General features: G+C 63.9%; 27 protein-coding genes. 11 read left to right on the top strand and 16 right to left on the bottom strand.

The window, feature by feature from the left end:
• Positions 1 to 65 precede the first annotated feature (65 nt).
• Positions 66 to 1760 (bottom strand): cytochrome c oxidase subunit I, encoded by a 1695-nt coding sequence (ctaD, locus tag IPK75_16515; protein ID MBK8199951.1) that lies wholly within the window; start codon positions 1758 to 1760, stop codon positions 66 to 68.
• A gap of 29 nt (positions 1761 to 1789) precedes the next feature.
• Positions 1790 to 2788, bottom strand: a complete 999-nt coding sequence (gene coxB, locus IPK75_16520) for a cytochrome c oxidase subunit II (GenBank protein MBK8199952.1) — start codon at positions 2786 to 2788, stop codon at positions 1790 to 1792.
• A gap of 154 nt (positions 2789 to 2942) precedes the next feature.
• Here coxB and IPK75_16525 point away from each other — a divergent pair, with 154 nt between their 5' ends.
• The 4 genes from IPK75_16525 to IPK75_16540 all read left to right on the top strand — a co-directional run bounded on the left by IPK75_16525 (position 2943) and on the right by IPK75_16540 (position 5677).
• Positions 2943 to 3494, top strand: coding sequence for a tetratricopeptide repeat protein (locus IPK75_16525; protein ID MBK8199953.1), 552 nt, complete (start codon positions 2943 to 2945; stop codon positions 3492 to 3494).
• A gap of 93 nt (positions 3495 to 3587) precedes the next feature.
• Positions 3588 to 3806, top strand: coding sequence for a hypothetical protein (locus tag IPK75_16530; GenBank protein MBK8199954.1), 219 nt, complete (start codon positions 3588 to 3590; stop codon positions 3804 to 3806).
• 54 nt (positions 3807 to 3860) lie between these two features.
• On the top strand, positions 3861 to 5264 hold the full coding sequence (gene tldD / locus IPK75_16535) for a metalloprotease TldD (protein MBK8199955.1): 1404 nt from the start codon (positions 3861 to 3863) through the stop codon (positions 5262 to 5264).
• A 14-nt stretch (positions 5265 to 5278) separates the two neighbouring features.
• Complete coding sequence (locus tag IPK75_16540) at positions 5279 to 5677, top strand: rhodanese-like domain-containing protein (protein ID MBK8199956.1); 399 nt, start codon at positions 5279 to 5281, stop codon at positions 5675 to 5677.
• Between the two features lie 79 nt (positions 5678 to 5756).
• Here the strand turns inward: IPK75_16540 and IPK75_16545 are convergent, their stop codons facing one another.
• The 3 genes from IPK75_16545 to IPK75_16555 form a co-directional block, all read right to left on the bottom strand.
• Positions 5757 to 7412 carry a peptide MFS transporter gene (locus IPK75_16545; protein ID MBK8199957.1) on the bottom strand — a complete coding sequence of 552 codons (1656 nt, stop codon included), beginning with the start codon at positions 7410 to 7412 and terminating at the stop codon, positions 5757 to 5759.
• A 275-nt stretch (positions 7413 to 7687) separates the two neighbouring features.
• Entirely contained in the window at positions 7688 to 9088 is a 1401-nt protein-coding gene (locus tag IPK75_16550; GenBank protein ID MBK8199958.1) for a glutamate--cysteine ligase, read from the bottom strand.
• 106 nt (positions 9089 to 9194) lie between these two features.
• Positions 9195 to 9965 (bottom strand): 16S rRNA (uracil(1498)-N(3))-methyltransferase, encoded by a 771-nt coding sequence (locus IPK75_16555; protein MBK8199959.1) that lies wholly within the window; start codon positions 9963 to 9965, stop codon positions 9195 to 9197.
• 118 nt (positions 9966 to 10083) lie between these two features.
• On the opposite strand from IPK75_16555, the gene IPK75_16560 reads away from it, so the two are divergent.
• Genes IPK75_16560 through IPK75_16570 form a run of 3 tightly spaced genes read left to right on the top strand, consistent with a single transcriptional unit; the run spans position 10084 to position 12728 of the window.
• On the top strand, positions 10084 to 11229 hold the full coding sequence (locus IPK75_16560; GenBank protein ID MBK8199960.1) for a 4-hydroxybenzoate octaprenyltransferase: 1146 nt from the start codon (positions 10084 to 10086) through the stop codon (positions 11227 to 11229).
• Between the two features lie 31 nt (positions 11230 to 11260).
• Positions 11261 to 11935 (top strand): DsbA family oxidoreductase, encoded by a 675-nt coding sequence (locus IPK75_16565; GenBank protein MBK8199961.1) that lies wholly within the window; start codon positions 11261 to 11263, stop codon positions 11933 to 11935.
• Between the two features lie 4 nt (positions 11936 to 11939).
• On the top strand, positions 11940 to 12728 hold the full coding sequence (locus IPK75_16570; protein ID MBK8199962.1) for an enoyl-CoA hydratase/isomerase family protein: 789 nt from the start codon (positions 11940 to 11942) through the stop codon (positions 12726 to 12728).
• Here the strand turns inward: IPK75_16570 and IPK75_16575 are convergent, their stop codons facing one another.
• From IPK75_16575 to IPK75_16605, 7 genes are all read right to left on the bottom strand, one after another.
• Positions 12729 to 14603 carry an ABC transporter ATP-binding protein gene (locus IPK75_16575; protein ID MBK8199963.1) on the bottom strand — a complete coding sequence of 625 codons (1875 nt, stop codon included), beginning with the start codon at positions 14601 to 14603 and terminating at the stop codon, positions 12729 to 12731. It lies immediately after the preceding gene.
• On the bottom strand, positions 14491 to 15573 hold the full coding sequence (locus IPK75_16580) for a DUF4170 domain-containing protein (GenBank protein ID MBK8199964.1): 1083 nt from the start codon (positions 15571 to 15573) through the stop codon (positions 14491 to 14493). Before IPK75_16580 ends, IPK75_16575 begins: the two co-directional genes overlap by 113 nt.
• Before the next feature lie 28 nt (positions 15574 to 15601).
• A complete protein-coding gene (locus tag IPK75_16585; GenBank protein MBK8199965.1) occupies positions 15602 to 16948 on the bottom strand; it encodes a TldD/PmbA family protein in 1347 nt (448 codons plus the stop codon).
• 54 nt (positions 16949 to 17002) lie between these two features.
• Positions 17003 to 17389 (bottom strand): MAPEG family protein, encoded by a 387-nt coding sequence (locus IPK75_16590; protein MBK8199966.1) that lies wholly within the window; start codon positions 17387 to 17389, stop codon positions 17003 to 17005.
• Between the two features lie 78 nt (positions 17390 to 17467).
• The gene (locus tag IPK75_16595; GenBank protein ID MBK8199967.1) at positions 17468 to 17743 is read right to left on the bottom strand and encodes a hypothetical protein; all 276 of its coding nucleotides are present in this window, start codon (positions 17741 to 17743) and stop codon (positions 17468 to 17470) included.
• 105 nt (positions 17744 to 17848) lie between these two features.
• Positions 17849 to 18169 (bottom strand): hypothetical protein, encoded by a 321-nt coding sequence (locus tag IPK75_16600; protein ID MBK8199968.1) that lies wholly within the window; start codon positions 18167 to 18169, stop codon positions 17849 to 17851.
• A gap of 63 nt (positions 18170 to 18232) precedes the next feature.
• Positions 18233 to 18946, bottom strand: coding sequence for a tyrosine-protein phosphatase (locus IPK75_16605; protein ID MBK8199969.1), 714 nt, complete (start codon positions 18944 to 18946; stop codon positions 18233 to 18235).
• A gap of 161 nt (positions 18947 to 19107) precedes the next feature.
• Here IPK75_16605 and IPK75_16610 point away from each other — a divergent pair, with 161 nt between their 5' ends.
• Genes IPK75_16610 through IPK75_16620 form a run of 3 tightly spaced genes read left to right on the top strand, consistent with a single transcriptional unit; the run spans position 19108 to position 20423 of the window.
• On the top strand, positions 19108 to 19482 hold the full coding sequence (locus IPK75_16610; GenBank protein ID MBK8199970.1) for a hypothetical protein: 375 nt from the start codon (positions 19108 to 19110) through the stop codon (positions 19480 to 19482).
• A gap of 31 nt (positions 19483 to 19513) precedes the next feature.
• The gene (locus IPK75_16615) at positions 19514 to 20038 is read left to right on the top strand and encodes an RNA polymerase sigma factor (GenBank protein MBK8199971.1); all 525 of its coding nucleotides are present in this window, start codon (positions 19514 to 19516) and stop codon (positions 20036 to 20038) included.
• Positions 20039 to 20051: 13 nt separating this feature from the next.
• Complete coding sequence (locus IPK75_16620; protein ID MBK8199972.1) at positions 20052 to 20423, top strand: hypothetical protein; 372 nt, start codon at positions 20052 to 20054, stop codon at positions 20421 to 20423.
• A 69-nt stretch (positions 20424 to 20492) separates the two neighbouring features.
• Here the strand turns inward: IPK75_16620 and IPK75_16625 are convergent, their stop codons facing one another.
• Positions 20493 to 22091, bottom strand: coding sequence for a fasciclin domain-containing protein (locus tag IPK75_16625; GenBank protein MBK8199973.1), 1599 nt, complete (start codon positions 22089 to 22091; stop codon positions 20493 to 20495).
• A gap of 319 nt (positions 22092 to 22410) precedes the next feature.
• Here IPK75_16625 and IPK75_16630 point away from each other — a divergent pair, with 319 nt between their 5' ends.
• Positions 22411 to 23478 carry a GGDEF domain-containing protein gene (locus IPK75_16630; GenBank protein ID MBK8199974.1) on the top strand — a complete coding sequence of 356 codons (1068 nt, stop codon included), beginning with the start codon at positions 22411 to 22413 and terminating at the stop codon, positions 23476 to 23478.
• A gap of 34 nt (positions 23479 to 23512) precedes the next feature.
• Here the strand turns inward: IPK75_16630 and maf are convergent, their stop codons facing one another.
• The 3 genes from maf to IPK75_16645 form a co-directional block, all read right to left on the bottom strand.
• Positions 23513 to 24088 carry a septum formation protein Maf gene (gene maf / locus IPK75_16635; protein ID MBK8199975.1) on the bottom strand — a complete coding sequence of 192 codons (576 nt, stop codon included), beginning with the start codon at positions 24086 to 24088 and terminating at the stop codon, positions 23513 to 23515.
• 6 nt (positions 24089 to 24094) lie between these two features.
• Positions 24095 to 24313, bottom strand: coding sequence for a translation initiation factor IF-1 (infA, locus tag IPK75_16640; GenBank protein MBK8199976.1), 219 nt, complete (start codon positions 24311 to 24313; stop codon positions 24095 to 24097).
• A 102-nt stretch (positions 24314 to 24415) separates the two neighbouring features.
• Positions 24416 to 25585, bottom strand: coding sequence for an acyltransferase (locus IPK75_16645; protein MBK8199977.1), 1170 nt, complete (start codon positions 25583 to 25585; stop codon positions 24416 to 24418).
• Between the last annotated feature and the right edge of the window lie 45 nt (positions 25586 to 25630).

The following is a 25630-nucleotide window of genomic DNA, read 5'->3' on the forward strand; positions in this document are numbered from 1 at the left end:
GCTTGTCGCGTGAGGGCCGCCCCGGAGTTTCAAGTCTTGTCCGGCCCGGAGCGGCCGGGAACAGGTCAGTGACCGCCCTTGGTCGTGACGACCGGCAGCTCGTTGTACTGGTGGAACGGCGGCGGAGACGGCAGGGTCCACTCGAGCGTGGTAGCGCCTTCACCCCACGGGTTGCCGTGGCCGTGTGCATCGACCGTGGCCTTGCGGCGACGGATCGCGGCTTCGGCGATCGAGAGGAAGAACACCAGCGTACCGACGAGCGTGATCGCGTAGCCGATAGACGAGATGTTGTGCCACAGGGCGAAACCATCATTGTAGTCGATGTAGCGGCGCGGCATGCCTTGCAGGCCAAGGAAGTGCTGCGGGAAGAACAGGACGTTCGACCCGACGAACATCAGCCAGAAGTGCAGGCCGGCGAGGAAGCCGTTGTACTTCACGCCGAACATCTTCTCGAACCAGTAGTACCAGCCCGCAAAAAGACCGAACACGGCGCCGAGCGACAGCACGTAGTGGAAGTGGGCAACCACGTAGTAGGTGTCGTGCAGCGAGTGGTCGATACCGGCGTTGGCGAGCACGACGCCCGTGACTCCGCCGACGGTGAACAGGAAGATGAAGCCGATCGCCCAGAGCATCGGCACCTTGAAGTCGATCGATCCACCCCACATCGTCGCGATCCAGGAGAAGATCTTGATGCCGGTCGGCACCGCGATCACCATCGTGGCGGCCACGAAATAAGCCTTCAGGTCGACGTTCATGCCGACGGTGTACATGTGGTGCGCCCACACGACGAAACCGATAACGCCGATCGACACCATGGCATAGGCCATTCCGAGATAGCCGAAGATCGGTTTCTTGGAGAAGGTCGAGACGATGTGGCTGATGATGCCGAAGGCCGGCAGGATCATGATGTAAACTTCGGGGTGGCCGAAGAACCAGAACAGGTGCTGGAACATGACCGGGTCGCCGCCGCCGTTGGCGATGAAGAAGTGCGAACCGAAGTTGCGGTCGGTGAGAAGCATGGTCAGCGCGCCGGCGAGCACCGGCAGGGCGAGCAGCAGCAGCACCGCGGTCACCAGCATCGACCAGGCGAACAGCGGCATCTTGTGCAGCGTCATGCCCGGTGCGCGCATGTTGAGGATGGTGACGATGAAGTTGATGGCGCCAAGGATCGAGGCGAGACCGGCAGTGTGCAGAGACAGGATCAGCAGGTCCATCGACGGGCCGGGGTGACCAGTGGCCGAAGACAGCGGCGGATAGATCGTCCAGCCGCCGCCGAACCCGTTACCGCCGGGACCGCCCGGAACCGTCATCGAGAAGCAGGCGAGGATGAACGCAACAACCGTCAGCCAGTAGGAGATGTTGTTCATGCGCGGGAACGCCATGTCCGGCGCGCCGATCATCAGCGGCACGAACCAGTTGCCGAATCCGCCAATCAGCGCCGGCATCACCATGAAGAAGATCATGACGAGGCCGTGGTACGAGATCACGACGTTGTAGAAGTGCTTGGCATGGGTGATCGCGGCATCGCCCGAGAGGCCGAAGATGTTGGTCTGGATCCACAGCATCGGGCCGATGCCCGGCTCTGCCAGTTCCCAGCGGATCAGGCCGGACAGCGAGTAGCCGACGATACCGGCGACCAGCGCGAACACCAGGTAGAGCGTCCCGATATCCTTGTGGTTCGTGGAGAAGAACCAGCGCGAGATGAAGCCTGGTTTGTGGTCGTGTGCGTCGTGGCCGTGATCGAGGGCGATTTCATCCATGGGCATCGGTCGTACTCTTCTTCGTGAAATCAGTGGGTGGACGCGAGTTGGGTCTCGCCGTCGAGCGAGGCGATCGTCAGCACGGAGGCTGCGGCGGCGTCAAAGTCGCCGGCCTTCATCAGCTCGGCCCAACGGTCGAATTGAGCCTGCGGCACGACGCGGACTTCGATCGGCATGAAAGCGTGATCGATGCCGCACAGCTCCGAGCATTGGCCGTAATAGATGCCCGGCTCTTCAACGAGGAACCAGCCTTCGTTGAGGCGGCCCGGCACCGCATCGGTCTTCACGGCGAATGCCGGGATGGTCCACGAATGGATCACGTCGGCGGCAGCCGTGTAATAGCGGACGTAGCGGCCAGCCGGCACGACCATCGGATAGTCGACGGCATAGTTGATCGGGAGCGCATCGAAATCGGTGCGGCCGGTGCTGGCTTCATAGGCTTCCTTGTCGCCCGGACGGCCCTTGTGGACACCGTTCGAGACGAACTCGATGGCGGCGCCCGACTCGTCGGTGATGTCCGGATAAGTGTAGGTCCAGTTCCACTGGTTGCCCTGAACCTTGACGTTGACAAAGCCCTTCTCGGCCGCGTCCGGGAAATAGTTCTTGGTATAAGCCAGGTGCTGGGCCGTCTTGCCTTCTGCCAGCAGCTTCTTCGAGGTCGCCGCGATCTCGCCGAGGTTCGGCGCGACGTTCTGGTAGTAGAGGTTCGGGAAGGACAGGCTGGCAATGCCAACCAGGATCAGCGCCGGCACCACGGTCCAGACCACTTCAACAGTGGTGTTGTGGCTGAACTTGCGCGGCGTCTTGTTGGCGCGCTGGCTGTAGCGGACCATGACCCAGACGAGAAGCACCGTAACCAGCGCCGTGATCAGCGTGATGATCCAAAGCAGGACGTGGTGGAACTCGTGCACACGCTCGGCAATGCGGGTCGCAGCAGGCTGGAAGTTGATCGCACCGTCCACTGGCAGGGCCGCGAAAGCCGGCGCGGCGAAAAGGCTGGCGGACAGGGCGGCAATCAGGTGTCGCACGATGGAAAACCTCTGTTCGGTTCGGATTCGGGCACTTCCTATACCAGCCTCGGCCCGAACCCCAGCGATTTCCGCGCTCAAAATTGTCGCAGCGCATCGCCGCAGAGGCGAAATCGTGCTATCTGGCGAGCATAGAAAATACTGGGAGTTGACGATGATACGGCCCCTCATTCTCGCTGCCTGCTTTGCTTGCGCTGCCCCGCTGGCCTCGGCGCAGGTGATGGTTCTCGGTGGCGGCATTGCCCGGGAATGCTACGAAGCGGTGAAGTTCGACCTGGGCCGGCCGGGCGACGCCGAAGAGCTGTGCAGCCGCGCCATCGAGCTGGAGGCGCTGAACCTGGCCAACAAGGCGGCGACCTACACGAATCGCGGCGTGCTGCGGATGCGACAGGGTTCTTATGACGAAGCGCTGTCCGACTATGCGGTCGCAAAGCGCCTGAAGCCGGCGACCGGCGCGACATGGCTCAACGAAGGCGCGGCCTACATCTTCAAGAAGGACTTCAACTCCGCGCTCGTGTCCCTCGAGAAGGCCATCGAGCTGGATTCGGAAGATCTCTACGCCGCCTATTACAACCGGGCGATTGCCCGCGAGAATACGGGCGATGTCGAGGGCGCCTACTACGACTTCGTGAAGTCGAAGGAACTCAATCCGGACTTCCCGGCGACGGACCGCCAGCTGGCCCGGTTCCAGGTCACAACCAATTGACACGGGCCAAGCCCATATAATTTTTGACTTTTCCTGAAACCACCGCGCGGCTTGCACGTATTGATTCCTGTGAACAGTGCAGGAGAAGCAAAAATGCGAACGGCTGTGATGATGGGTACGGGTGTTCTGACGGCAGCAGCGGTTGCCGCAGGCTATTTCGGTGTCGCCGATGAAATCGCCACCGGATTCAAGATCCTCGCGGCCGTGAGCGCCGCTGCCGTTGTGGCAGGCATGCTTTTCGGCGGCGTCCGCGTCTCCGACGCCCGTCCTGACCGCCGGCGCCTGCCGGCCCGGATCCGCGCGGTGATCTGACCTGCCTGAAGGATGTGGCTTGCGGCCACCGCGCCGCCGCCACATGTTGCGGGGATGACCGATACACCCCTCCCGTTCGACCTGACCAGCGCTTTGCCGCTGCTCACAGATGCCGCGCGCGGCGCCGACGATGCCGATCTCTACATCGAGCGGTCGCGCTCAGAGAGCTTCGTTTTCGATGACGGGCGTCTGAAATCGGCGGCTTTTGATACAGACCAGGGCTTTGGCCTGCGCGTGGTAGCCGGCGATTCGCAGGGCGCGGGCTATGCCTCGCAACTGACGCTGGACGCTATCCGCCGCGCCGCTGGCACGGCGGCTCAGGCAAAGCGGGGCTATGCCGGCAAGCTGGCCGCGGGCCCCCAGCCGACCAACCGCCGCCTCTATGCGCCAATCGATCCGACTCTGACGCCCGGCTTCACCGACAAGACAAACCTGCTCGCCGAAATCGACGCCTTTGCGCGCGCCTCGGACCCGCGTGTGGTGCAGGTGTCCGTCTCGCTGTCCGGCAGCCATCAGGAAGTCGACATCCTCCGCCCCGACGGCGCGCATTTCAACGACATCCGCCCGCTCGTACGCCTGAACGTGTCCGTCACGCTGGAAGCAAACGGCCGGCGCGAGTCGGCAGGCTCGGGCGCGGGTGGCCGCGCCGCCTATGACGAGTGGATCCAGCCGGAGCGCTGGAAAGCGATGGTGCGCCGCGCGATCCAGAAAGCCGATGTGAACCTGCAGTCGATCCCTGCCCCGGCGGGCGAAATGGAAGTCGTGCTCGGTCCCGGCTGGCCGGCCGTGCTCCTGCACGAAGCCGTAGGCCACGGGCTCGAAGGCGACTTCAACCGCAAGGGCACATCGGTTTACGCCGGGCGGATAGGCGAACAGGTCGCCGCCAAGGGCGTGACCGTGATCGACGATGGCAGCATCGAAGCGCGCCGTGGATCGCTCTCGTTCGACGATGAGGGCACGCCGACCCAGCGTACGGTGCTGATCGAGGATGGCATCCTCAAGGGCTACATGCAGGACCGCATGAACGCCCGCCTGATGGGCATGCAGCCGACTGGAAACGGCCGGCGCGAGAGCTACGAGTCGCAAACCATGCCGCGCATGACCAATACGGTGATGCTGGGCGGCGACCGCGATCCGAAGGAAATCGTTGCCTCGATCAAGCGCGGCCTCTGGGCGGTCGACTTCGGCGGCGGCCAGGTTGATATCACCTCCGGCAACTTTGTGTTCCAGTGCACCGAGGCCTACCTCGTCGAAAACGGCAAGGTGATCGCGCCGGTCAAGAACGCGACCCTGATCGGCCACGGCCCGACAGCGCTCTCGGACGTCACGATGATCGGCAACGACTTCGCGATGGATGACGGCGTCGGCGTGTGCGGCAAGGCTGGGCAGTCCGTGCCGGTCGGCGTTGGCCAGCCGACCCTCAAGGTCGGATCACTCACGGTCGGCGGCGCCGGCTGAACAAGGAGACACGCATGAATATCCAGTCGATCGTAGCGGCCATGTTTGCGCTCGGCGGCGCGGGCCATGCAGCCGCGCAAACGGTCTCGGTGCAGACTGTTTACGAGCAGGTGAAGGCCGGACAGGTTCTGCTGGTGGACGTGCGCCGCGCCGAGGAGCGGGCCGAGACCGGCACTGCGCCGGGGGCCGTGCGCATCACCCTTCAGGCTACGGACTTTCTCGACCAGCTGGCCGTCGCCGCTGGCGGCCGGAAAGAGACTGCCATCGCCTTCATCTGCCGCTCTGGGCAGCGCTCCGGCGCGGCCGCTGAAAAAGCGGCAGCCGCTGGCTACACCAATGTCTACAATGTCACTGGCGGCATGAGCATGGCGGGCGGCTGGATCGATGCGGGCTTGCCGGTCACGAAGGACTGAAGCGTCAAGCGTTTGTAAGAATCAAAAGGGCGGCTCCAATCGGGCCGCCCTTTCTTCATCTGGAACTTGATCCAGTATCTCAGACCAGCGTGCCGTCGTCGGTCTTCATCCAGTGCTTGATCAGCGGCGAGATCAGCAGCATCAGCACCGCGATTCCGATGCCGATCAGGCCGACCGACGAGTAGACATCGACATAGGTGGCTTTTGCCGCCGCGACGTCGGTGAGCTGCCCGCCGATGGTTTCCGAACCGGTTGACTGGGCGATGATGCCCGCGAGGAAGTTCGAGAGGCCAGAATACAGGAACCAGGCGCCCATCGTCATGCCGACCACTTCGGCCGGGGCAAGCTTGGTCACCGCCGACAGGCCGACTGGCGAAAGCATCAGTTCGGCCATCGTGTGGATCCAGTATACGAGGAAGATGAAGATCACCGGCGTCATCGCGGCGGGGCCGACGGTCTTGATGCCGGCAACGAGCGCCAGGAAGCCGAGGCCGACGCCGAACACGCCGATGGCAAACTTGACCGGCGTGGACGGTTCCCACTTGCGCTTCGCCAGCCAGATCCAGAGCCATGCCACGACCGGAGCGAAGATGAAGATGAAGCCCGCATTGAGGGCCTGGAACACGGGCGCGGGCACCGACCAACCGAGCAGGTTGCGGTCCACCAGACGATCCGTGAACAGATTGAGTGACGATCCGGCCTGCTCGAACAGCGCCCAGAACGGGATCTGCGCCAGCACGAAGTAGATGGCCGCGAACATCCGGTTGCGCGCCGTGCCTTTCAGCCGCAGCACGGCGTAGCCGACCAGCACGATGAACATAATGATGCCAATCGGACCGAGGATGCCGCCGACGAGTTCCTCGTTCATCACAAGGAACATCGACAGGCCGATCATCAGAAGGCCGGCGAGGTAGCAGGCCATCTCCACATTGATCGGGCCGAGGAAGGACTTCTTGAGCGCGGCCTCGTCCGGCGGGTCAGCGCGGCCGCCGAGGAACTTCTGTCCCCACTGGAACACGATCAGGCCTGCCAGCATGCCGATGCCTGCGAGGCCGAAGCCCCAGGCCCAGCCGTAGACGATGCCCAGGATGCCGCAGGTGATCGACGAAAGGAACGAGCCGAGGTTGATCCCCATGTAGAAAATCGTGAAGCCCGAGTCGCGACGCGGATCGCCCACCGGGTAAAGCGCCCCGACGATGGTCGAGATGTTGGCTTTCAGGAAACCGACGCCGGCGATGATCAGCGCGAGCGAGAGGAAGAGGATGTTCTTGAACAGCTCTTCGGTGATGATCTTCGTTTCATAGGAGTCGCGGCTGATGCGCTCGGGCAAGCCCATAAGCGCGGCATCCTCGATCACCAGTTCGTTGGTCTCATTGTCGAAACTGATCGGCGAGACCTTGTCGCCTTGCACGATGATCTGCTTGCCGTCGCCGCCGCGCCCGTCGAGCGTCAGCTGGTACTCGGCACCATTGATGGTTGCGATCTCTTTCGAGCCCGAGCCTTCGAAGGCCATGCCGAAGTGACCGAGCACCAGCAGGATGGCGCCGAACGTGACCGCCTTGCGTTGTCCGAGATACCGGTCGGCAAGCGTGCCGCCGATGATCGTCATCACATAGACGAGGGCCGTGTAGGCGCCGTAGACGAGCGCCGATTTTTCATCCGAAAACAGGAAGTGCTGGGTCAGGTATATGATCAGCAGGCCGCGCATGCCGTAGTAGGAAAAGCGCTCCCACATTTCGGCGAAGAAGAGGACTGCGAGCCCCTTCGGGTGGCCGAAGAAGGAAGTGTCCCGGGCGGTATCCACCGCGCCGCCGGTCGAAACTGAATCGGTCAAAGCCCTGCCCCGTGCTCTCAGGCGCCCCTGCGCCAATTGTGACGAAGGTTTGACCACGCCCGGAGAGGGGGCTCAAGGAGGAATTTGCCGTTGCCTTCGCCCGCGCTTGCGCAACGAAAATGCTCCATACGGTCCACACGCCGATTTATGGACGGTTTGTGGAGTGTTTTTCGGGCCTAATATGCCTCTTCCGCGAACACCTTCGAGAGGTCGCGGTTCCACGGACCGTAATAGCGCTGCAGCAGGCGCTCGGCCGGTGTCAGGCCCGAGGCGGCGATCTCGTCGAGGCCCGACAGGAAGCCTGATTCGTCATCGCCTGCCGCCGAGAGGCGACCGCGCGCGCGCAGGCCGGCCCGCGAGATGGCCAGCACGTCTTTCGCAAGATCCTGCATCGAGCGGCCGCCGGGCACCGGCGTCTTGAGGCCGAGCGTGCGCACGCCCTGGCGCATCGCTTCCCGCTCCGGCGCCGTCCAGCTCTTCACGAGGTCCCAGGCCGCATCAAGCGAGGACTGGGAATAAAGGATACCGGTCCAGAAGGCCGAGAAAGCGCAGAGCCGGTCCCAGGGACCGGCGTCCGAGCCGCGCATCTCGAGGAAGCGCTTCAGGCGCACTTCCGGGAAGATGGTCGACAGGTGATCGGCGAAATCGTCCATCGCGGGGCGCTCACCCGGCAGGATCGCCAGCTTGCCGTCCATGAAATCGCGGAAGCTGAGGCCGCTTGCGTCGAGGTACTGCCCGCCGCGGCGCACGAAATACATCGGCACATCGAGCGCATAGTCCACGTATTGCTCGAACCCGAAGCCCTGTTCGAAGGCGAAGGGCAGCATGCCCGAACGGTCGGGGTCCGTATCGGTCCAGATCTGCGACCGATAGGAGAGGAAGCCGTTGGGCCGGCCATCGATGAAGGGCGAGTTGGCAAACAGCGCCGTACCGAGCGGCTGCAGCGCGAGCGATACGCGCAGCTTCTGCACCATGTCGGCTTCCGAGCCGAAATCGAGGTTCGCCTGCACGGTGCAGGTGCGGAACATCATCTGCCGTCCAAGACGGCCGACCTTATCCATGTAGGCCGTCATGATCTTGTAGCGGCCCTTGGGCATCACCGGCGTATCGGCCAGGCTCCAGATCGGGCTCGCGCCGAGGCCGAGGAAGCCGATGCCAAGGGGTTCGGCGAGTTCGCGGACTTCCGAAAGGTGCTGACCGACCTCGGTGCAGGTGTCGTGGATCGATTCAAGCGGCGCGCCTGACAGCTCGAACTGTCCGCCCGGCTCGAGGCTGACGCTGGCGCCGTTCTTCTTCAGGCCGATAAGGTGGCCACCCTCGACAATCGGCTCCCAGCCAAACCGGTCGCGCAGGCCTTCGAGCATGGCCTTGACCGACGCCTTGCCCTCATAGGGCAGCGGCTTGAGGCCGTCCCAGAGGAAGCCGAACTTCTCGTGTTCTGTGCCGATCCGCCAGTCCGCCTTGGGCTTGGAGCCGGCTTCCAAGTATTCAACAAGCTCGGTCTTGCCGCTAATGCGCGGCGAGGCCTCGTCGATGTCGGTCGTGGGCGTCGTCACCGTCAGGCCTCCCGGCTTCATTCTTTCCGGTGTGCAGATAAGGGCGAATTGTGGCAACGCCAATGGCTCGCCGAAAATCGGCGCCAGCCGGGCCTAGGCGTTGGCGCGTAGCCGAAGGGTCCCCGGCTCAGCCCCAGTCGCCGCAGATCGACTGCCAGACGGCCATCGCCGCCGCCGCGGCCGTTTCGGCGCGCAGGATGCGCGGGCCGAGACTGACCGCGAAGGTGTCCGCGCGGGTGCGCAGGTGAGCGCGCTCTTCCGGCGTGAAACCGCCTTCCGGCCCGATCAGGATTGCCGCGTTCCTGCCCTTGAGGCGTTCAGCGACCGCGCGCAAAGGGTCTGCCCGGCCCGTGCTGCCCCCCCAAGGTGCTCCGGCCTCGTCACCCGCCTCATCGCAGAACAGGACGGCCGTTCCAGGCGGCAGCCCAGCGAGTGCAAAATCGAGCAATACGAGGTCTTCGACCTGCGGCAGGTCAAGCCGCTCGGTCTGTTCGGCGGCCTCCAGCGCAATCTTCCGGAACCGGTCGAGGCGGACGCTGCGTGTCTGGGTCCGGTGTGTGAGGACCGGACGGATCGAACCGGCGCCCAGTTCCGTTGCTTTCTCCACGATGAAGTCGGTCTCGTCCTTCTTCACGGGCGCGAACATCAGCGTCAGCGCGGGCGACGCGGCGGGCGGCTGCGCGCGGCGTTGCACAACCGGCGAAAGCTCGGCTTTCTTGCCGGTCGCGGACGAGATCTGGCTGTCCCATTCTCCATCGCGGCCGTTGAATACGCGCACCTCGCTGCCCGGCTGGAGCCTGAGCACCCGCAGCAAATAGTTCGACTGTTCGTCATCCAGCGTGACCGGACGGCCGGCAGAAAGATCAGCAGAAACAAAGAGTCGGGGCGTTGTCGGCATGCCGGGCGGTATAACGCCGTTCGGGCTCGCCTGTCAGGTGTGGTTTTTGCATCACGCCTTGTGGTTTTAGAACCACAACCGGTGCGAGAACATGGCAGATCAGTTATATCCGCTGGTGATGACCCAGCCGCCGCGCTCAGACAATTCGGGAGGGTTCAGCTTCCCGGCCGACACAGCCCTGCGCGGCTGGCTGGCTGCCTTGCCGGCAGCCTGGCGCCCCTACGCGATGCTGGCCCGGCTCGACCGGCCGGTCGGAATCTGGCTGCTTTACCTGCCCTGCCTGATCGGGCTTCTGTTCCAGCGGCTTTCGGGCGGGCTGTTCGTGGCCGACATCGGCTGGGCGTTGTTGTTCCTTGCCGGTGCCACCGCGATGCGGGGCGCAGGCTGCACCTGGAATGACATCACCGACCGGGACTTCGACGCAAAAGTCGCGCGCACGGCTTTGCGGCCAATCCCCTCTGGCGCGGTCAGTTTGAAGCAGGCCTATGCCTTCATGTTCGCGCAGCTCGCCGTTGGCTTTGCCGTGTGGCTGCTCTTGCCGGGCGACGCCAAGATTACGGCCCTGCTCGCCCTGCCCCTGGTCGCGGTCTATCCTTATGCCAAGCGGGTCACCTGGTGGCCGCAGGCGTGGCTGGGGCTGACCTTCAACTGGGGCGTGCTCGTCGGCGCGGCGACCGCCAGCCTGATCACCGGCCCTGTGTACCTGCTCTACTTCGGCCTGTGCCTCTGGACGGTCGCCTACGACACCATCTACGCGCTGCAGGACAAGGAAGACGACGCGCTGATCGGCGTGCGCTCGACGGCGCGGCTGTTCGGCAAGCGTGCCGTGCTGATCTCGTTCTGCTTTCATATCGGGGCGGCGGCGCTGATCGCCCTGGCGGCGGCCTTCAACGATGCCGGCCGGATCGGCGCGGTGGCAGCGCTGGGCTTCCTGACGCACGGCCTCTGGCAGGCAATGACTCTGAAGACGCGCGGCGAAGGCGCTGCGCTCGGTGTGTTCAAATCGAACGTCTGGGCAGGCGCGATCATCGCCGCCGGGTTCCTCGTCGCCGCGATGATCCCCGAGCGCGAACCAAAATCGATCTTCGCGGCGCCTGCAATGGCGCCTGCGGCGCGGCCGGAAAGCATGACGCTGCCCTTTGGTCTGGAAATCCGCCGCAAGCCGGAGCCGAAGCCGGATGTCTGGCTCGCCCGCGACATCCGCCGCGCCATGGAAATCCGGGGCCTTGATCCCGACGCGGCGGAAACACCGCCCGAAAGGTGACGGGGTCGCACAGCTGGCTTATAGTCCGCGCATGACCGTCGTGATCGAAATGGTATCGGACCTCGTATGCCCGTGGTGCTGGCTTGGCCTGCGCCGCATCGAGGATGCCCGCAAGCTTGCCCCCGAAGTGGATGTGCAGCTGCTCTTCCGGCCCTACGAGCTGGACCCGACGATCCCGAAGGAAGGCGTGGACTACAAGGCCTACATGTCGGGCCGTGTCACCTCGCCGGAAGGCAAGGAACGGATGGCCGCGATGCGACAGGCGCTTGTCGACTACGGCAACGCCGAAGGGATCCCCTACCGGTTCGACGCCATCACCCACCGGCCGAACAGCTTTGACGCCCACCGGATCGTGCGCTGGGCGCAAGGCCAGGGCAAAGGAGCGCAAGCGAAGGAAGCCTTGTTCAAGGCCTACTTCGAGGACGCGCGCGACATCGGCGACCACGGTGTGCTGACGGACGTGGCGCGCTCGATCGACCTCGACCCCGAGATTGTCGCCGACCTGCTCGCCTCCGGCGCCGACACCGAAAATGTGCGCCAGGAAGCAGAGACTTTCCGGCAGATGGGTATCAGCGGCGTGCCGACCTATATCGCCAACCGCCGGATTGCCGCGCAGGGCGCCGAAAGCGCCGAGAAGCTGGCGAAGTTCATCCGCCATGCCGCGACACTGATGCCGCAGGAGCGGCCGGAAGGCCCGTCGAACTGAGGCCATGGATCTCGTCCGTATCCAGACGGAAGGCCGCGTCGCCACCGTGTCATTCGATACCGGCGTGAAGGCGAATGCCCTCAGCCAGAAACTGATGCGCGAACTGACGGAAGCGGCCCGGCTGTTCGCGGGCGACCCGGCCATTTCGGCCGTGATCCTCGGCGGGCGGCAGGACAACTTCACGATGGGCGCGGACCTGCGCGATCCTGAAGGCGTCGACGTACGCCGGCTGGGGCTTGCGGAACGGCGCGTGCGCCTGCGCACTGGTCCCGCGATGTGCGAAGCCTGGGAAGCGGTCGACGCGCTGACCATCTGCGCCATCGAAGGCTGGTGTGTTGGCGGCGGCGCTGCGCTCGCTGTTTCCTGCGACCTGCGCGTCGTGTCCGAGGCATCCACGATCTATGTGCCGGAAGTCGAGCGCGGCATGAACATGAGCTGGGGCTCGATCCCGCGCTTCGTCGCGCTGGTCGGTCCGGCACGGGCAAAACGCATTGCCGGTCTGTGCGAAAAGGTCGATGCCGCAAACGCGCTCGCCTGGGGACTTGTCGATCACGTCACCCCGCCGGGCGGCGCGCTCGCCAAGGCGCGCGAGATTGCCGAGGCTGCCGCAAAGCTTCCGCCCACGGCGCTGAAAATGGTGAAGCAGGATGTCAACATCGCCGCGCTGGCGCTCGCGAAGGCGACCGCCCACCGCGACCTCGAAGCCTTCGCGCTGATGCAGCAGACAGACGATTTCAAGGAAGGCGTGAAAGCCTTCTTCGAGAAGCGCGATCCGGATTTTACCGGCGACTAGCTAGCTGAGCTGCAATTCCACCAGCCGCTTGTAAGCGCCGCCTTTCGCCATCAGGCTGTCATGGGTGCCTTCTTCGACCGTGCGGCCGTCTTCCATCACGATGATCCGGTCGGCGGCGCGTACGGTCGAAAGCCGGTGCGCAATGATGAGGACCGTCCGTTCACGGCTGAAACGGGCGAGCGCATCCTGCACCTTGAACTCGCTTTCGGCGTCAAGCGCGGACGTGGCTTCGTCAAGCAGAAGGATGGGCGCGTTGCGGAGAATGGCCCGTGCAAGCGCCACGCGCTGGCGCTGGCCGCCGGAGAGGTTGCGGCCCATCTCACCGGCGGGTGTATCATACCCAAGCGGGAAATTCTCGATGAACTCGTGCGCGTTGGCATCGCGCGCCGCTGCGACAATCCGGTGTTGCGAAGCCCCCGGCGCGCCCAGCGCTATGTTGGCGCCGACCGTGTCGTCAAACAGCGCCGCATCCTGCGCGACCAGCGCCATGTGCTGGCGCAGCGACGTGCCGGTCACATCGCGCACATCGAGCCCGTCGATCGTCACCGATCCGGAGCTTGCATCATAGAGGCGAAGCAACAGGTTGAAGACGGTGGACTTGCCCGCGCCCGAAGCGCCGACGAACGCCACCTTTTCGCCGGCCATCGCCGAAAAAGTCAGTCCGCGGAGTGCCGGCGAGCCGTCCGGATAGGTGAAATGCACATCCCTGAAGGCAACCGCGCCGCGTGTGGCGGTGATGGCTACTGCGCCGGGCCTGTCGGCGACTTTCGGCGCGGCATCAACAATCTCGAACACCCGGTCAGCCGCGGCGGCGCCTTCCTGCGCAACGGCACTGATCGAGCCGAGCGCGCGCACTTCCGGCGCGGCGACGGCGACCGCGCCGATCACGCCGAGCAGGTCGCCCAAAGTGTTTTCGCCCTGGGAGATGCGCCAGGCGACGAACCCCAGTAGCGCCGCCAGCGCAAAGCCGCCGAATACCTCCAGCACAGGATCAACCCCTGCCCGCTTCGACAGGACTTTCAGGAAAAGCTCGGAGCGCTCCGAAAAGCCTTTTCGGGCGCGCGCCTTCTGCCAGCTCTCGAGGCCGTAGGCCTTGATGACGCGGGCGGACTGGAAGCCTTCAGAGAGGAGCGAGGTGACTTCGCCGGTCTGCTCGGCGGCCTTCTTGGCGCGCTTGCGCACCGAATTGCCGAGCGAGACGACCGGGCCGAGCGCCAGCGGATAGACAACCGCGATGATCAGCGCGAGCTGCCAGTCTTTCCAGAATAGCCAGACCAGCACGCCGATGACGGTCGCCAGGCTCTTGGTGAAGTTGTTGGCGAAGCGCAGGGCCGCCTCGCGGATCGAGATCACGTCGCTGATGAAGCGCGAAACGAAGCTGCCGGAGGCATCCGAGGCGACGCGCGCAAAGTCGCCGTCGGTCAGGGCGTCGTACTGGACCGTCTGCACGCTGACGAGACCGCGCTGCACGCCGGTGTTGTTCAGCAGCGTCATGCCATACATCGACAGCGAGCGCGCGATGGTGAGGCCGATGATGGCCGCGATACCGGTCCAGATCCAGCCGCGGGATACGCCGCCGGCCTCGCCGGTGATCTGCGACTGAAGGGAATTGCCGACGAAATCCAGCACCGCGACATAGCCGATGCCCCAAAGCGCCGTCAGCAGCGCGAGCGCCGTGCCCCCGATGAACCATGCCCGGTGCGGCCAGAAATGCGCCTTGAACAGTCGCCAGAGGGACCGCTCGGCCACCGGCGGAGCGGTCTCAGACGTGATGGGTGTCTCCCGTCGCCGGATCGAGCAGCCGGTGCGCGTGCAGGATGAAATAGCGCGTCTCCGCGTGGTCAACGGTGCGCTGGGCGGCCGCCTTCCAGGCATCGTAGGCTTCCTGGTAGTTCGGGAAGGCGCCGACGAAATCCAGCTGCGACAGGTCCTCGAACTCGACCCCGGTGACATCCTTCAGCTCGCCGCCGAACACGATGTGGAGGAGTTGTTTGCCGTGGGTTTCCTTGGCAGGCATCTTTGGAGGCTCCGTCGTTTCTGGCGGCAACTTCTGGGGGGCCCGCGCCTGCGGATCCGGAAGGCTGACATATCCTGTGCGGCGCACTAACAAAGGATGAAGCGCGTTTCCAGAGGCGAGGACACTCGGCTGGGCCGGAATCGCCTGATTGAACACCAGCGGCGCGCCGGTGTGGGTCGTCGCCTGACCGCCTGCCTCCGTGACGAGCACGGTGCCAGCCGCCAGGTCCCAGTCCGATTTGGCGGACAGGACGAGCACCGCGTCCCAGTCCCCAGCGGCCACAAGGGCCATGCGAAGGAGCGTGGCATTGGGCTTCGGATGGGCGAGGTGCACCTCAGGCCAGGGCTCCCGCCAATCCGGATGTTTGGTGAGCCCCTCGTTGGTGATCAGGCGAAGACCGGCTTCCCGCTGGCGCCCGGACACCTGTATTGTTTTACCGTTCCGGCGGGCGCCGCTGCCGCGCCGGGCATCGAAGAACTGGCCGAGCGCGGGCGCATAGACGACGCCGGCAACCGCCTCGCCGTCCTCGACCACTGCGAGGCCGACACACCAGTTCGGGTCACCATCGACATAGGCGCGCGTGCCGTCGATCGGGTCGACCACCCAGACGCGGGACTTCTGCCGCGCCGCTGGATCGTCCAGCGTTTCTTCCGACAGCCAGCCGTATTCGGGCCGGGCGGCCTTGAGCGTCCGGGCGCACAGCCTGTTCACGGCGAGGTCTGCTTCGGTGACAGGCCCGCCGCCCTTCGTCTTGTTCCAGGCTTCTGCCCCGCCCTGCCGGATGTAGGACATTGCAAGGTCGCCGGCGTCCTGCGCGAGGCGGCACAGCAGCCGCAAGTCTTCCTCCAGCGTGCGCTCAGCTGCCCGCAAGGTTCATGTCCTCGATGAGGATCGACGGGGCATCGCGCGTGCTGCGCAGTTCGAGGTCGGACGCCGGAACGAGGCGGGCAAACATGGCAGGCAGGTCGCCCGCCACGGTGACTTCGGAAACCGGGTAGGCAATCTCGCCGTTCTCGAACCAGAAGCCCGCGACGCCGACAGAATAATCGCCTGTGTTCGGATTGATCGACGGTCCGAACATGTCGGTGACCAGCAGGCCCTTGCCGGCCTGTTTGGCAAGCGCGCCGGGCGATTGGCTGCCCGCGCGCAAGTAGACGTTCGACGTCGACACGCCCGGCGGATCGCCGAAGCCGAGCCCGGCGAAGCCGTTCGGCGCAAGCCCCAGCTGGCGCGCGGTGGATATGTTCAGCAGCCAGCGAGTCAGGCGGCCGTCCTCGATCAGGTGCGCTTCGGACACGGGCAGTCCTTCGCCATCATGCGCTCGGCTGCCCATGCCGAGCGGACGGTGGGGGTCATCGGTCAGGTAGACGCCCTTGGCGAACACCTGCTCGCCCATGCGGTCCTTCAGGAAACTCACACCGCGCGCGACGGAGGGGCCGGAGATAGCGCCAAGAAAGGCGCCGATCAGGCTGTCAGACACCCGCCGGTCGAAAATCACGGCGGCCTTCTGCGTGTCGACCTTGCGCGCGCCAAGGCGGGCGATCGTGCGTTCGCCGGCGGTGCGCCCGATTTCTTCAGCAGACGGACGATCCTTGTCGAAGCGGACTGACCAGCTGTCATAGTCGCGCTCCATCTGCCCGTCCTTCTCGGCGACGGCAGCGAGACCGAGGCTGGTGGACGTTCCGGTTTTCCAGGCGCGAAAGCCGTTCGTTGCGGCCACCCAGCGTTCGGAGCGGTTCCAGGAGGCGCCGCAGCCGGCGACGGTCTTGATGCCGGGCACGGCCAGCGCTGCCGCTTCTGCGGCCAGCGCTTCGCGCTCGAGTATCTCGGCCGGAAGCTCCGCCTCTCCGGTGAGGTCCATGTCGGCGTTGCCCTGCATCAGCTGGGCGGCGTCCGGCAGGCCGCAATACTTGTCCTCGGGCACCGCACGGGCCATCGCGACGCAGCGCTCGGTGAGCGCCTTGAGTCCGGCGGGCGAAAGGTCCGCACCAGAGACATGCGCCTGGCGCTGTCCGAAGAAGCAGCGAAGTGCGACACTGGCGCTTTCCTCGCGCTCGATGCTCTCCAGCTTGCCATCGCGGACCGATACGCTGACGCCGTCGGCCACTCCGATACGGGCGTCAGCGGCGCTGGCGCCGGCCTTCAGGCAGTTATCCAGCAGGCCGGCAAGCAGGTCTGCCGGGGGAACAGTAAATCCAGTCATCCGCGCTAGATGGACCGCGCCGCGCCAGCGCGCAACGGGGACGGTGCGGTCAGTTCAGCGCAAGGCCAGCCAGACGAGACCGCCCGCCGCCGACAGCATCCCGAGCCAGGTGAGCACCATACCGCCTGCACGCAGCGGCAAGACGGTGCGGGACAAACCGATGGCGTGGGACACCCGGCCGAGCGTGAACACGGCGCCGACCGCATGGATGGCCCAGCCCGGCGCGCCCATCGACGCCAGTACGAAAAGAGCGAGCATCGTCACCGGAATGTATTCGGATGCGTTGCCATGCACCCGAGTGCGGATCTCGAGCTCGGAGTCCCCGCCCGTGCCAAGCGAGACGCGCGCACTCTGGCGGCGGCCGATCACCCGGAAAGACAGGTACCAGAGCAGGACAATGTTGGCGGCGATGTAGATCGCAGAAATCGCAACTGGGGTCATTTCAGGTTTCCTCCCATGAAAAGACCGCCGGAGTTTTCCGGCGGTCCTGAATTACTCACTTGCCCGTCAGGGCTGGCACTACATGTCCCGGCGCGCGTCCGGGAGGCGGTCGTTGATGTCGTCGCGGATGTCCATCAGCGTGACGATCAGGCCGCAGATGATGCTGGCGGCAACCCAGCCGCCGAAGCTGAACACGGCGAAATCGGCGACCTGGGCAATCGGGCCAGACAGGCCCAGCAGCTCGCCGGTGAATTCACCCTTCTGGTAAATGCCGAGTGCGATGCCGGCCACGATGATGGCGATATAGGCCACATACACCATGATCCGGAAACTGTTGATGATAATGAACTTCATGAGGATCCCCTTCCTGGTTCCGTCCTGTTCTAGGCCGTGCGCCGGTGAGCGTCACGATAGTCGTGTCTGACTGCAAGCTCCGGGCTAGGCCCCGCCTGCTTGGCATTATTCTCCCGAAGTCGCGGCGGCGCCGCAGGCTTCAAGGTCGTTGGTAACTGCTGAGAACGCAAGCAGATCCTCCACGGGAAGGCTGCTCATGTATTCCACCATGTCCCGCTTCTCGTGCCCTGCGGCCTTTGCGACCTTTTTGAACAGTTCGGGCGACAGGTTTTTCTCAAGAGCCGTCGCCACGCAATTGCAGGTTGCTTCGGCTTCGCCTTTCTCGATGCAGGTTGAAACGAGCGCCTGCTTGTCGGTTGGCCGGCCAAGGCCGCCGCACCCGGCCAGAGCCGTGCAGACCAGTGCAGCTATCGCAAGATTCCGCATGCGAACCCCTCTTTGAAACTCCCGGAGGCGAGTGCTGGCATGATTTCAGACGGCTGAAAAGCGCTATTCCCGGCGCAGGAGAACGTCCAGCTGGGGCCCCTTGCCCAGCTTGCGGGCGAAGGCCTCTTTCAAGGCGAGGCGGTCATAGTCCTCCGCCACCCAGTCAAGGAACGGCTTCCAGTGCGCCGGATCGCGGCCTGCATTGAAAGTCTCGTACTCGTCCAGAAACGCATCCAGCACGCCGGTCTTGCCGTGTTTGATGTGCAGGTACTTGCCGGAAAGCTGGGCGCGGGCCTCCTGGAACGGCACCCGTTCGCGCAGGAGCTTGTAGAGAACTGCCATGATGCCGGCCCGGTCTGCGCCGGACTTGCAGTGCATCAGCGCCGGATACTCGATCCGCTCGAACAGGTCGCGGGCGGCGAAAACGGCCTCCCGGGTCGGCGGATCGCGCGAAAACACCTGGAAATCAATGACTTCCATGCCCGCCTTCTCGGCCGCTTCCTTCTCCAGCAGGTAATAGCCCTGCGTCGTCGGCCCCCGCAGGTTCAGGATCGTGCGGATGCCGCGTTCTTTTGCGTGCTCTGCGATCTGGCGGGGCGATGGCTGGTTGGAACGCCACATTTCCGGGGAGATCTGGTGCAGGTTGCGGAAACGCGCCCGCAGGAAGCCATGGTCGCCCCAGACCAGCTCCCGCCGCGCCCGCGCCCGCCCTGCGGGGGTCGCCAGATCGGCTGCCACATGCTTGCGGCGCTGTTTCTTGGACCGGATCTTGACCATGCCCCGCACCTAAGCGGCCCCGCCCGGTTGGGCAAGCGGCGCCGTGCGCCCGATCTGCAGCAAGAAATTTTCACCCAGCTGCATCCAGCAATGCCCCTGCCTGCATCTTACGGGCATGAACACCAGCAATTCCGCTGGAAAGCACTGAAACGGAGCCCCAGATGGGTGAGGAAATCATCGTCCCAGTCACAATGTTCGGCATGGTTGTCGGCATTGTGTGGCTGGTCAGCTACTTCAACAGCCGCAAGCGCACGACCATCCATGAGACGCTGCGCCATGCCATCGACAAGGGCCAGGAGCTCTCGCCGGCCCTCATGGACCGGATGTCCATGGTGACGGACCCGGTCCGGGCCGACCTGCGCCGCGGCGTGCTCTTCCTGGCCTTCGGCGCCGCCTTTGCGGTTCTCGGCACCTTGATCGGGATGGAAGAATCCGAAGCGATCACCCCGATGCTCGGCATCGCGACATTCCCGATTTTCATGGGCATCGCGTATATTGGCCTCTGGGCATTCAGCCGTGGCAAGCCGGAGGCCTGATCTCTGGCTGGTGGCCTCGGGAGGGCGAGACATGAGAAGTGATCCTGATCTCGCCCACTCCGCCGCACGAGGAAATGAGGCAGCGTTTGCCGAACTCGTGAAGCGGCACCAGGGAAAGGTGCGCGGGATGGCCCGCCGCCTGACCGGGTCCGAGGCTCAAGGCGATGACATCGCCCAGGTCACGTTCCTGACGGCATGGCAGAAAATCTCGACCTATGCCGGCGGAACGTTCAGCTCCTGGATCTGCACCATCTGCTGGCGGGAATTCCTGCAATGGCGCCGCCGGCAGAAGATGGAAATCGAGTTCGACGAGACGGCGGAGATCATCCCGTTCGATCGCTCGGCGGACCAGCACGAGATGCGGATGGACCTCACCCGCGCCCTCGAAACCCTCAGCGAAGCCCAGCGCGTCTGTGTGGTGCTGTGCGTCGCAACGGGGATGACCCACCAGGAGGCAGCCGATGTGACGGGCTGGCCCTTGGGAACCGTGAAGTCACACGTCCTGCGCGGGGTCGCCCTGCTACGGATGCGCCTTGAAAATGCCAACGTGGCGTGATGGAGTGAGAAACATGCGTGAACAAGATGCCTACAAGGACCTCACTGACCTCTTCCGGGTCGAGGACAACGCATTGGTCGCAGAACCCTTTACCCGTCAGGTGATGCACTCCGTGCGCCGGCAGAAGGCAATGCGCCGTCTGGTGGTGGGAAGCCTGGGCCTTGCCGGCGCCGCGATCGCCGCGATGCAGCTGCCCCAGTTGCTGGCCGAATGGGTGGGTGTGGACAAGACTGTCACCGAAGTGCTGACGACGGCCCCGACCGAACTGAGCACCGCCGCCGTCAACCAGCTCAGCACCGCAGCGATGAGCAATCCGATGTGGCTGGCGATTGCAGCCGGCGCCGCGCTCTGCGTGTTCGCGGTCTCGGCCTTCGAACGGGCCTGACAGACCTCCTCACAAAAGAAAAAGGCCGGCTCGCGAGAGCCGGCCTTTGCATTGTTGGGCTTAGCGGCGTTACTCCGCCGGCGTCTCCGGCAGGATCACGGCGTCAACCGCATAGACCACGCCGTTGCTGGCGAAGATGCCGTCGCCGACTGTGTGGACCGTGCCATCGACGTTCAGCGTGCCTTCGGTGCTGCCCATCAGGTTCAACGAAGTGTCCGCAAGCGTCTGAGCCTGTTGACCGGCGAGCGGGACTTCATCCGCCTTGACCGCGCCCGTCACCACGTGGGCTTTCAGGATCTCGACAAGTTCCGGCTTGCCTTCTGCCGTCTTGAGGCGGGCGAGCGTTTCTTCAGGCAACGCAGCGAAGGCCTCGTTCGTCGGAGCGAAGACCGTGTACGGACCTTCCATGGCGAGATCGTCGTCCAGGCCAGCGATGCCGACCAGTTCGACCAGCGTGCTGAAGCGCGCATCGCCGGCGGCAATCTCTACCGCATTCTGGTCGATATCACCTTCAGCCGTCAGGCCTTCGGTTTCCGATTGCTCGGCCATCATCATGGTCTCGGCTTCTTCGGCAACGGTGGCGGCTTCATCTTCCATGGCCGGATCGACCGGCTCCATGGCGGCGTAGTCCTGCGGATCGGCCATCTGCTCGTCCGGAACCATGTCCGTTGCGGTCGAAGCATAGCTCTCCGTACCAACCGTGGTTTCCTCTTCTGGAATGACATCCGTCTCAGTCGAGGCGTAGGTTTCCGTGTCGGAGGTCATGGCGGAGGTGTCTGCTTGCGGCGCTGCTTCGGTCTCCGTCGAGGCATATGTCTCGGTGCTGACGGCGGTGTCTTCTTCCGGAACGATTTCGGTTTCGGTTTCGGCATAGGTTTCGACAGGCGCCTCCGCCGTTTCGGTCGCCGCGTAGGCTTCGGTCTCGGCCCTCATCTCGGTCGAATTGTCTTCTTCCGGGATGACGTCTGTTTCAGTTGCGGCATAGCTCTCGGTGCCGGCCATCTCGCCGGATTCGGTCGATGCATAATCGTCGGCAGGTGCCGTGACGGTGTCAGTCGACACGTAGCTGTCCGTTTCCGGCGTGCTCTCCATCGAAGTTTCCGACGACGCGAAGCTTTCCGTCTCAGCGACGAAATCCATCGAAGCTATTTCCTCGGCGTCGTCATTCAGCTGCGCGAGCATCAGGGCGTTGAGATCTTCCGTGGAATACTCCGCCGGCAGTTCGGCGACGTCGATGGGCGCCTCAACGGCGGCATCAGCGACTTCGGTCTCTTCCGTCATCTCGGCCGACTCGGATTGCGCGATGTCGGTGTCGGCGGCGTCAGCTGCGATTTCCGTTTCAGCGACCGTTTCGGCTTCGTCCGTGGTCTGAGCCTGGAACATTGGCTCTTCTTCGGCTTCGATCGCCGCTTCGGCCGCTTCAATTTCTTCTTCGGCGGCGACGGTGGCGGCGTCTTCGACTTCGGCTTCCGTTTCGGGCGCCATCGTCACCATTACATCAGTTTCAGACTCGACATCCGCGTCGACCGAGACATCGGCCGGGTCGACGGGGTCAACGATGACATTCTCGTCCGAGAGCGGATCGTTCGGGGGCACATTGGTGGATTGGGCGAGGACGGGCGCGGCCATCAGGGCGATAACGGCGCAGCTGGCAAAAAGATGTTTCATGGCAGGCTCCGGAAAGGAGAGCGGGATTGCTCAAATCCTTAATCCCTTCTCAACACCGGTCGGACGTTTTCGTTCCGCAAGCGCGCCCGGCCAACATTGGGCAATGTTGTGACCATTCGGTGGCGCGAGCCTTTTCGAGCCGCCGGGGAGGTGTGCGAGCAACATGCGACGCGTGCTGCCATTGGCGCTCAGTTCGCGCAAAGGCGCCCTGTTCTTCCTGAGAAACAGCGCAAACTGAACGGGCGGCGTTAACGGGTGCGCAAACCGAGTTCAGTAAACTTGTTAAGAATTTCTTACACTATGTAGAAGGTAAAACTCCATGCAGTCCGGGTCCACCGCGCGAACCGAAAATCCTCCGTCTGCGCCCGAAGCCTCTTCGCAAGTCGTTGTTCGCAATGCCGTCAAGGCATTCGAACTGATCGAGAAACATCGCGCGTTGCCGGATCCGAAGACCTACTCGGTCTGGTATGCCTTTGTTGCTGGTACTGACAGGGCCTTGGTAGACCGTGTTGATCATATCCTTTCAACGAAGGAAAAACTTCCGCCCGAAGACGTGGACACAATCTACGAAGAGATGATCATTTCGCGGCCGAGCGAAACAGCACAGCGCGATATCGGCGAAGCAATGGAAAAGGAGATCAAGGACGTTCTCCAGATCGTGCAGCAGAGTGTTCGCTCCAGCCACGACTTCCAGACGTCGCTGAACGCCATCGGCGCGACAATGCCGGCCGAATTGACCGGCGAGGAATTAAATGTGGTCTTCAACAAGCTGGTCGCCGAAAACCGGCGCATGGCAGCCAAAACCCTCGAACTCCGCAAGGGCCTGTCGGAATCGCAGCGACAGATATCTTCGCTGAATACCGAACTGGAGGAGATCCAGCGTCAGCATATGCGCGATCCGCTGACGTCAATCGCCAATCGGCGCGCCTTCGACAAGCGCCTGTCCGAACAGATTGAACTGGCCAAACGAGGCGGACCGGGTTTCTGCCTGGCGTTGGCGGATATCGACAAGTTCAAGAACATCAATGACACGCATGGTCATCAGGCCGGGGATCAGGTGCTCAAGTCTTTCGCGCACCTTGTGTCGCAGAACATCAAGGGACAGGACATGGTGGCCCGTATCGGCGGAGAAGAGTTCGCCATCATCCTTCCGCAGACCGATGTTGTTGCGGCCCACAATCTACTCATAAAGATCAAGCATAGTCTGAAGAGCTCATATATACTGATCGGAGAGAGGGGAGAGAAGGTCACCGGCGTCACGGCTTCTTTCGGAATCGCCCTGTTTGAATCCGGAATGACCACCACCGATCTCATCGGAGCGGCCGACAGCTATCTCTACGAAGCAAAGAACGCGGGCCGCGACCGGGTGAAGGCAAAAGGTCTTTGATAGCGCGTGTTGCCGCAGGTATTTCGAGCGTCTGTCAGGCGTTCCGCCAGCCCATCCCTTCCAGCAACATGCGTGTCTCGTAAAGCGGCAGGCCGACGATGGCGGTGTAGCTGCCGTTGATAGACGTCACGAAGCCGCCCGCCATGCCCTGGATGCCATAGCCGCCGGCCTTGCCTTTCCATTCGCCGCTCGCGACGTAGGTGGTAATTTCGCCCTCGGTCAGCCGCTTCATCTTCACCCGCGCAAGCACAGTCCGAGCGGCAATGCGACCATCCGGAGCGCGCACCGCCACGCCGGTGATGCACTGGTGCGACCGACCGGAGAGCAGGCGCAGGAAGGCTTCAGCTTCCGGAGCGTCGGCCGCCTTCTCGAGATTTCGCTGACCGAGGGCCACGACCGTATCGGCCGCCAGAACAAACCCGGCTTCGGTGCAGGCAGCGGCCTTCTCGCGCGCCAGCCGTTCGGCCAGGGCGCGCGGCGCCTCGTCCTTTCTGCGGGTCTCGTCGATGTCGGTGGGCGCAACCTTGTCGGGTACGATGCCGACCTGCGCGAGGAGTTCCAGGCGCCGGGGGCTCGCGCTCGCGAGGATGAGCGGCGGGCGGCCCGGCATGCCGGCTTACTTGAAGCGGTAGGTGATACGGCCCTTGGTCAGGTCGTAGGGAGTCATTTCAACCATGACCTTGTCACCGGCCAGCACCCGGATGCGGTTCTTGCGCATCTTGCCGGCGGTGTGCCCGATGATTTCGTGATCGTTCTCAAGTTTCACGCGGAACGTCGCGTTCGGCAGCAGTTCCACTACCGTACCCTCAAATTCGATGAGTTCTTCTTTCGACATGCTCTCTCCAGCTGACAGGCGATTTGCCCCGCATTCGTCAATCAGGGCTGCGCCATACAGGCTTGAAGGGATTCCGGCAAGCGCGAGGGGGAGTCGGGCCCTTCAGGCCGGCTGAAGCACGGCAGGCCGGCCGGGAGGGGAAAGGCCGAACAGCACCCGCAGCGGCCCGGTCCGGCGGGCGAGCTCGTAGAACGCCCAGCACCCGGCCGCTGTGCCCGAGACCAGCAGGGTTGCCTCGATCGCGAGGGGCAGCCGGAAGTCGTCCAGGTAATGGCCCAGCACGACGATCAGTGTCTGGTGAATGATATAGAATGGGAAGATCGCCTCCGAGAGCGTGCGGCGGATCGGGCCGTCGCGGGTGGCAAGATGCAGGTGGAAGAAGCCAATTGCGGCGAGGATTGCGCCCCAGGCCTCCGCTTCGCGCACCGCCCGGAACGTCTGGCGCAGCCATTCGGGCGGCGTATCCGTGGCAAGCTGGAAATAGGTCACAAGCGCTGCCCAGCTGACAACCGCGATGCCGAGGGCCGTCCAGCGCATCCGCACCGCCGCTTCGAAGAAGGGTTCATACTTCGCAATCGCGAAACCGAACAGGAACACCGCGAAATAGACGACGTGCAGGTAAGTGTCTTCCCGGAAATCGTGCGTCTCGCCAAACAACGGAAACAATGTCAGCCGGCACACCGTCAGGAATATCCACGGCGTCAGGAACAGCCCTGGTCCGGATACCAGCCGCGCCAGCGGCTTTACCGGCAGCCGCCGCAACAGCGGCAACAGAATGGCCAGCGCCAGGGTGTAGAGGATCAAGTAGGCGACGAACCAGAGGTGGTTGTAGGTCGGCGTCGTCAGGCACCCGTCTGCATCGCACCAGCCGCCCGAAGCGGTTGCGTACTTCACATAGAAGTTGTCCAGCACCGGCCCGAGAGGCTGGCCCATGGCCTGATAGGCTTCCAAAATCTCATAGTAGGATTGCGGCGGCACGATCACGAACATGCCGAACAACAAGGGCGGCCACAGGCGCCACATCCGGGCCCCGAGGAAGGCGCCGGTTTTCATCTTGTCCGCCATGAAACGGGTCGCCGCGCCCGAGATGAGGAAAAGCAGCGAGAGCCGCCACGGGCTCGTCAGCATCATCAGCGGCTCGATCGCGTCACTGGCCCGGCTCGATTTCACGTGCCAGTCCCAAGTCACGTAGAACATGCCGCAATGATAAAGGATCAGCAGGGCGAAGGCCGTGATGCGAAGCCAGTCGAGGTCAAATCGGCGTTGGGTCATGTGGGCTCCGGGGGCAAAGGGCGGGTTGCCACGGCGTTGTTGCGC

Source organism: Acidobacteriota bacterium (assembly GCA_016712445.1).
Lineage (GTDB): Bacteria > Pseudomonadota > Alphaproteobacteria > Caulobacterales > Hyphomonadaceae > Hyphomonas.

Bases quoted from the DNA above. Each gene is read 5' to 3' on its own strand.
- ctaD (MBK8199951.1), bottom strand. From the start codon at position 1,760: ATGGATGAAATCGCCCTCGATCACGGCCACGACGCACACGACCACAAA.
- IPK75_16525 (MBK8199953.1), top strand. From the start codon at position 2,943: ATGATACGGCCCCTCATTCTCGCTGCCTGCTTTGCTTGCGCTGCCCCG.
- IPK75_16530 (MBK8199954.1), top strand. From the start codon at position 3,588: ATGCGAACGGCTGTGATGATGGGTACGGGTGTTCTGACGGCAGCAGCG.
- tldD (MBK8199955.1), top strand. From the start codon at position 3,861: ATGACCGATACACCCCTCCCGTTCGACCTGACCAGCGCTTTGCCGCTG.
- IPK75_16540 (MBK8199956.1), top strand. From the start codon at position 5,279: ATGAATATCCAGTCGATCGTAGCGGCCATGTTTGCGCTCGGCGGCGCG.
- IPK75_16545 (MBK8199957.1), bottom strand. From the start codon at position 7,412: ATGTGGGAGCGCTTTTCCTACTACGGCATGCGCGGCCTGCTGATCATA.
- IPK75_16550 (MBK8199958.1), bottom strand. From the start codon at position 9,088: ATGAAGCCGGGAGGCCTGACGGTGACGACGCCCACGACCGACATCGAC.
- IPK75_16555 (MBK8199959.1), bottom strand. From the start codon at position 9,965: ATGCCGACAACGCCCCGACTCTTTGTTTCTGCTGATCTTTCTGCCGGC.
- IPK75_16560 (MBK8199960.1), top strand. From the start codon at position 10,084: ATGACCCAGCCGCCGCGCTCAGACAATTCGGGAGGGTTCAGCTTCCCG.
- IPK75_16565 (MBK8199961.1), top strand. From the start codon at position 11,261: ATGACCGTCGTGATCGAAATGGTATCGGACCTCGTATGCCCGTGGTGC.
- IPK75_16570 (MBK8199962.1), top strand. From the start codon at position 11,940: ATGGATCTCGTCCGTATCCAGACGGAAGGCCGCGTCGCCACCGTGTCA.
- IPK75_16575 (MBK8199963.1), bottom strand. From the start codon at position 14,603: ATGCCTGGAAGGCGGCCGCCCAGCGCACCGTTGACCACGCGGAGACGC.
- IPK75_16585 (MBK8199965.1), bottom strand. From the start codon at position 16,948: ATGACTGGATTTACTGTTCCCCCGGCAGACCTGCTTGCCGGCCTGCTG.
- IPK75_16590 (MBK8199966.1), bottom strand. From the start codon at position 17,389: ATGACCCCAGTTGCGATTTCTGCGATCTACATCGCCGCCAACATTGTC.
- IPK75_16595 (MBK8199967.1), bottom strand. From the start codon at position 17,743: ATGAAGTTCATTATCATCAACAGTTTCCGGATCATGGTGTATGTGGCC.
- IPK75_16600 (MBK8199968.1), bottom strand. From the start codon at position 18,169: ATGCGGAATCTTGCGATAGCTGCACTGGTCTGCACGGCTCTGGCCGGG.
- IPK75_16605 (MBK8199969.1), bottom strand. From the start codon at position 18,946: ATGGTCAAGATCCGGTCCAAGAAACAGCGCCGCAAGCATGTGGCAGCC.
- IPK75_16610 (MBK8199970.1), top strand. From the start codon at position 19,108: ATGGGTGAGGAAATCATCGTCCCAGTCACAATGTTCGGCATGGTTGTC.
- IPK75_16615 (MBK8199971.1), top strand. From the start codon at position 19,514: ATGAGAAGTGATCCTGATCTCGCCCACTCCGCCGCACGAGGAAATGAG.
- IPK75_16620 (MBK8199972.1), top strand. From the start codon at position 20,052: ATGCGTGAACAAGATGCCTACAAGGACCTCACTGACCTCTTCCGGGTC.
- IPK75_16625 (MBK8199973.1), bottom strand. From the start codon at position 22,091: ATGAAACATCTTTTTGCCAGCTGCGCCGTTATCGCCCTGATGGCCGCG.
- IPK75_16630 (MBK8199974.1), top strand. From the start codon at position 22,411: ATGCAGTCCGGGTCCACCGCGCGAACCGAAAATCCTCCGTCTGCGCCC.
- maf (MBK8199975.1), bottom strand. From the start codon at position 24,088: ATGCCGGGCCGCCCGCCGCTCATCCTCGCGAGCGCGAGCCCCCGGCGC.
- infA (MBK8199976.1), bottom strand. From the start codon at position 24,313: ATGTCGAAAGAAGAACTCATCGAATTTGAGGGTACGGTAGTGGAACTG.
- IPK75_16645 (MBK8199977.1), bottom strand. From the start codon at position 25,585: ATGACCCAACGCCGATTTGACCTCGACTGGCTTCGCATCACGGCCTTC.